We start from the raw sequence: 5358 nt of genomic DNA, 5'->3' as shown, positions 1-5358 counted from the left end.
GCCTGCGGAGCCTGCCGCAACGCCCGCGCCGGGTGAGCCTGTGCCTGGGGAAACGCCTGCGGGAACGGTTTCTCCCGCGCCAGAATCTCCGGCGGAGACTGCCGATGAGCCTGCGGAAGGCAGCAGTTTCCCCTGGTTCCTGCTGCTGGCTGTGCCGGTGCTAGGCGGGCTGCTGTGGTGGCTATTCCGCAAGCCCGAAGACGAGGCCCTGCTCGATTTACCAGGCACGAGTCGGCTAGTGCTAACACCCCGCTCCTGCCGCGATGTCTATGCCTATTGGGAATTGTCGGAGGCGGATCGCGCATTGCTGGCAGAACGGGGCGGGCGCAATCTCCAGTTGCGGCTGTATGACGTGACGGGAAAGGACGCGAGCCGCGCCGACGAGCGCAATATGCAGCAGTTTGACTGCGACGAAAATACGCAGGATTTCCACATCTCGGTTGCCGAAGAAGCCGGAGACTACGTGGCTGAAGTCGGCTACCTGTCGAATGAGCGAGAGTGGCTGCCGCTGGCACGTTCGGCGGCGGTGCATGTGCCTGCCTGCGTGCCGGGTGAAACCGAGGGCGGTTGGGCAGAGTCGGGTACTGGGTCGGGCATTGAGTCAGTTACTGGGTCAGGCATTGGGTCGGGCATTGCGACGGGTGCAGTGCCTCCGGTTGGCGTGCCAGCCCCGACTGCGCCGCCGATTGGGGCGATCGCCCCCAGCCGCATTATCCTAGTGCCCCGCGATGAGAGCGATGCCTACGTGTATTGGGAAGTCTCGGAACAGCGGAAAGCAGCGGCGCGGCAAAACGGCGGCGAGGTGATGGCGCTGCATCTCTACGACGTGACCGAGCGCGAAGCGGGGGGTGTCCTGCGCCCTGTGCGCCAGTTCCAGTGCAACGAGGCCATACCCGATTGCCACATCCCAATTCCGCAGCCCCATCGAGATTATCTGGTGGAACTGGGTTACGTGACGCGCGATCGCCGCTGGATCAAGCTAGCCCAGTCTGAACCTGTCCGAGTTCCCCCAGCGGCGGACGTGGTCACGGCGGAACAGGTGCTTGCGGCGGAACCTGATCCGCTCAGCAACTTAAACCTGAGCGACCTGGATCTAGACGACCTGGATCTGGATCTGTAGGACGACGCTGGCCACCGCGTGGTATCCTTAAAACTTTGAAGAAGCTGCCCGGACGAGAACCCACGGCGATTGTAGTTTCACAGTATAATCGCCAATATGGGTGAAGTTTTATTGACCTTGCCCGGTGAAGTTTTCAACTCACAAGTCCTCTACCTTAGAAAGCATCGAAGACGCAATCTGAGTAGACGGATGCCCATAGGTCAACGCTGGGAGTCCTGCGCGTGTTGCAACGCAAGGCGCATAGGTTCTAGCGCGGCTCGAAGGTGTCCAACTGCTGAGATCAGCACGTCGGAAAAGCATTCTAAGGCTACTTTCACGAGGTAATCCTCACAACCCAACCATGAAACAAAAGCCGTGTGCGGGGCGGGGCATCTTGTCCCAAAACCAAACCACGCGGCGACATGCACACAATCAAGTCCCACGCCAGGGGAAGGAGACTCGAAATGACCCTAGATCAATCGCGGGCGATCGCCAGCAAGCCACTTGCAACGGCAATCGTTTCTGCCAACCCAACCTGTTTGTACCCCTGGGATACGGGACACGCCGTTGCCGAAGTGCAGGAACTCCTCTGCGCTCATGGCTATCGGGTTAAGGTGGATGGGGATTTTGGCTGGCTGACGGAAGAAGCGGTTCGCGCCTTCCAGCGGCGGCAAAATCTGCGGGTAGACGGGATCGTTGATCCAACAACCCTCGCCACCCTCAAGGCCACCCTCCAGCCCGGCTGTCGCACCCTGCGCCCTGGCCATTCTGGAGCCGATGTCTACGTATTGCAGAAAGTGCTGAATCGATTGGGCAATGCTTTGACCGTGGATGGCGTGTTTGGCGAAAAAACGGCTGAGGCGGCGATCGCCTTTCAAGCCCAAAACAGCCTCACCCCCAGCGGCACTGTCTGTCCCCGAACCTGGACGGCGCTCCACAAAGCGCTCAATCCTGACCCCCAAACTGCTCAGCCTGAGCAACCCAGGGTGAAAATGCATCGTCTGCGCCGTCTGGTGCCCGCTCTTGGGCGAGTTTAGCCGGCCGTCGCCATTGTCGAGTTGAGAGGTTTAATTATTTTGGATAGCCATAGTTGAGTGGGGCGCTTAATCAAGTGCCCCATTCTTGTTTTGTAGCGACTTTTGTAGCGTGTTTTGTAGCGATTTTGTGTAGCGACACTGAATTTTTAGCGATACAGATTAGCTATACAGGTTTAGCGATACAGGTCTTGCAGCGAAACAAAACACGGTTACACACAAAACACGGTTACACAAAATAATTGCTGACCCGCAGCGCACCCCGGTTGGCATCGCCCGCGTCAAACTGCATTCCCGGCATCGCCACTAGAAAATCATTGCGGGGACTGAAGCCTGCCTTTGGGTCATTAAAGGTCAGATAGCGGGTGCCTCGATAGGTAAAGAACGTCGCCTCCAGCGCCCTCAGCGCTTGTTTGCCTCGCTGCTTCTGGTTTTTGTCGGCAAAGGCGAGCCGGGTGGCATCCAGCAGCGTTTTAGCGCGAATCCTGCCTGCGTTGAAGAGCTTCCTGGGCAGATCAGGAGTGGCAAGATTATCGTCAAAATCAAACTGAATGACATCGGCCGGCCCAAAGTTCAAAATGCGATCGGGTCTGCGAACTGGAGAGGTTTGCAGGGCTGCTCTGAGCGTTGCGCCTGCGAACACATGCACATCGACCCCCGGCCCGCCGTCGTAGGTGTCTTGCCCCAGCCCGCCGACCAGCGTATCGTCGCCGTCGCTGCCAATCAGCAGGTCGTTGCCTGCCAATCCCCAGATTCGGTTATTCGCGGCGTTGCCTGTCAGGGTGTCGTCATTTTCAGTGCCGATAAATTCGATTTGCAGGGGTGTGCCGCCACCCGTTCCACCACCTGTGCCGCCGTCCGTACCACTACCCGTACCGCCGCCTGCACCGCCACCCGTTCCACCACCTGTACCGCCGCCTGTGCCGCCGTCCGTACCACTACCCGTACCGCCGCCTGTTCCATCACCTGTACCACCACCTGTTCTACCGCCTGCACCGCCGCCTACACCGCCGCCCGTGCCACCCGCTTGAATCGTGATAGTTGCGGCTGCAAAGGCTTCGCTGAAGGGAGTAGAGCCGCCGTTTGTGCTGGTATTAGTGCGATCGCCATTCGATTTGCCATCCGTTGTATCCCACGCCCGAAAGGTGAAGTTTGACGTGCCGCCAAAGCCAGCATTCGGCTGAAACCGCACCCGCGTCTGGGTTTGCAGCGCCAATTGATAGAAATTCACCGATGCCCGCGCCGATGTCGTGTTGTCGCCCAAAAAGATGACATTGGATTCTTCGTAGGGATCGACTGGTTCCGTGCCGCCTGGTGGCGTAACTCCTTCAAAGGCTGTGTAGTTTCGCAGCGGCCCAGACAGAATTTGATTGCCATCGGCAAACAGCGTGTAGCGATTGCCCAGAATCGTCAGTCGGTAGTCGGCAACCTGATTGGTGTTAAAACTGATGGACTCTGCCGCCACAAACAGGTTGTTCGGCTCCCCGCCGGGATTGGGCGTGATGCCATCGCCCTGGGCAAAGATCTTGCCCGTTGAGCTATTAACCTGCTGAAAGCCCAGTTCAATCGCCCTGGTGTTGGTCTGGGTTGTCACGAGGATGCTGAAGCCGGCCCGGTTTTCGTTGCTGCGAGCCTCCGAGACTAAGTTAATGCTGAAGGCAACTGTAAATCCCTGATCTGCATCCAGTTCTGGAAAACGGGAGTTGACCAGATTGCCGCTGGTGTTTTTGTTGCCGTATCCGGCATAGGTCAAGTTTCGGATGCCTCCAGGAAAAGCAGAGTTCCCCAGCGTATTGAGATTCACGCCTCCAGCGATCAGTGATTCGGTCGTGTCTCCCAAATTGCCAAAGGCTAGCCAGGGCTGGTCGGTGGGTTTGGTGCCCAATAGTCCGCTGTAGAGGGTGTAGGCTCCCAGAATGAGGGAAGAACTCTCGGAAACGGAGCCGAAATCAATCCAGGTAGTGCCGCCGTCGAGGGAATATTGCCAGGTGCCGTTGGTGTTGTCTGCGCCTGTGATGGCGATGCCCGTGGGGTCGCCGTTGGGATCGGTGATCCGGCCGCCGACGAGTTCCGACAGGCTGATGCCGAGGTTGGCGGCTGGGGAAATGTCAGCGGCGATCGCCCCCAAGGTGACGGCTCCTGAGGTGTCCAGCACGGGCGCAAGATTTGCCATAGAACTTTCCTATTTCCCCTAGTTTCCGAAGCCAACGAAAATTCTCTCGCAGCGATTCCAGATTGGCACAGTTAATTTGAGGTTTTCATGAAGTGCTGCTAACGCTACGTAATCTTTGGGAGAAGGTTCTAGATCAACACTTCGGCAGAGAATTTATTCGCCATTCCGTGGAAAAGCCTACTGCTAATTCCTCAGTTCCCCGGCCGCACTGGCTCATCAGACTGGCGCGGCATGGGGCGATCGGGGCTGGTGGGGGTGGTGATCACGCGATCGACTGCGAGGTTGAGCCGATAGCGCAGCCCGTCCCTGCCTCTGGGCACTACCACAAATTCGTAATAGCCGCTCTGGGGCAAGGTTCCCGACCAGCGGGTGGTTTCGGAATCTTCTAGCATGGGCGGCACTTGGGCGCTGGGGCTGGGCGGGTAGATGGAAAACAGCGCCGCGCCAGAATTGGTTTCCAGGTCAAACCGGGCGGGCTGCTCGGCTTGCAGGTTGGCAATGTAGACCCTGCCCTCACCGGGTTTCAGGTTGCCGCTTGCCGATTCGCCCAGCGATCCGGGTGCGAACTCGATGCGGCTGAGGGTTTTGCCCGCCTGCATCGCTGCCACCTGATCCGCCGCCATGCCCTGCCAGACTTGGCCGATGGGGGCGTTGATAAAATCCTGCCCGCGCAGGTCGGGGAAGCGGTTGAAAAACTGTGCATCGGTTAGGTCATTGAGGGCGCGGCTGCTGACGTAGAGCTTGTTCACGGCATCTCGCCAAGCCGTGCGATCGCTCGCCGAATATTTCCCCAGTTTGCGCCGAGCCGTGCTGCTGAGTTCCTGCTCAAAGATATCCAGCCACTCAGCGGCGATCGCATCCCAGCGTTCTCGCCATTCCTCATCTGCCTCGCCTTTACCCAGGCTGCGGCCGCCCAGTTCGGGATAGCGCTGATGAAAGGTGGTGTCGGTAATTCGCACCAGAAAGCCAGAGTCTACGCCCAAATCCTGCCGTCGTTGGGTGAGGGCTGCTTTGCGCTGGCGCTCCTCTGCCCAAAATTCTGGCTCTGGCGA

Annotated in this window: 3 protein-coding genes and 1 pseudogene; 2 read left to right on the top strand and 2 right to left on the bottom strand. The window is 58.6% G+C overall.

Annotated elements, in window-relative coordinates:
• The coding region (locus IGS51_RS05785) for a DUF4912 domain-containing protein (RefSeq protein ID WP_297077061.1) at positions 1-1120 on the top strand (1120 nt) is incomplete at its 5' end.
• Between the two features lie 443 nt (positions 1121-1563).
• Positions 1564-2136 carry a peptidoglycan-binding protein gene (locus tag IGS51_RS05780; protein ID WP_172354270.1) on the top strand — a complete coding sequence of 191 codons (573 nt, stop codon included), beginning with the start codon at positions 1564-1566 and terminating at the stop codon, positions 2134-2136.
• A 226-nt stretch (positions 2137-2362) separates the two neighbouring features.
• Here IGS51_RS05780 and IGS51_RS05775 read toward each other — a convergent pair whose 3' ends face one another.
• On the bottom strand, positions 2363-4306 hold the full coding sequence (locus IGS51_RS05775) for a bluetail domain-containing putative surface protein (RefSeq protein ID WP_297077057.1): 1944 nt from the start codon (positions 4304-4306) through the stop codon (positions 2363-2365).
• Between the two features lie 191 nt (positions 4307-4497).
• A pseudogene (locus IGS51_RS05770) lies at positions 4498-5358 on the bottom strand (serine/threonine protein kinase); the annotation flags it as partial.

The organism is Thermoleptolyngbya sp. M55_K2018_002, assembly GCF_015295965.1.
In the GTDB taxonomy this organism is placed as follows: Bacteria; Cyanobacteriota; Cyanobacteriia; order Elainellales; family Elainellaceae; genus Thermoleptolyngbya; species Thermoleptolyngbya sichuanensis.
This window is presented reverse-complemented; position numbering and strand designations above follow the sequence as displayed.

Bases quoted from the DNA above. Each gene is read 5' to 3' on its own strand.
- IGS51_RS05780 (WP_172354270.1), top strand. From the start codon at position 1,564: ATGACCCTAGATCAATCGCGGGCGATCGCCAGCAAGCCACTTGCAACG.
- IGS51_RS05775 (WP_297077057.1), bottom strand. From the start codon at position 4,306: ATGGCAAATCTTGCGCCCGTGCTGGACACCTCAGGAGCCGTCACCTTG.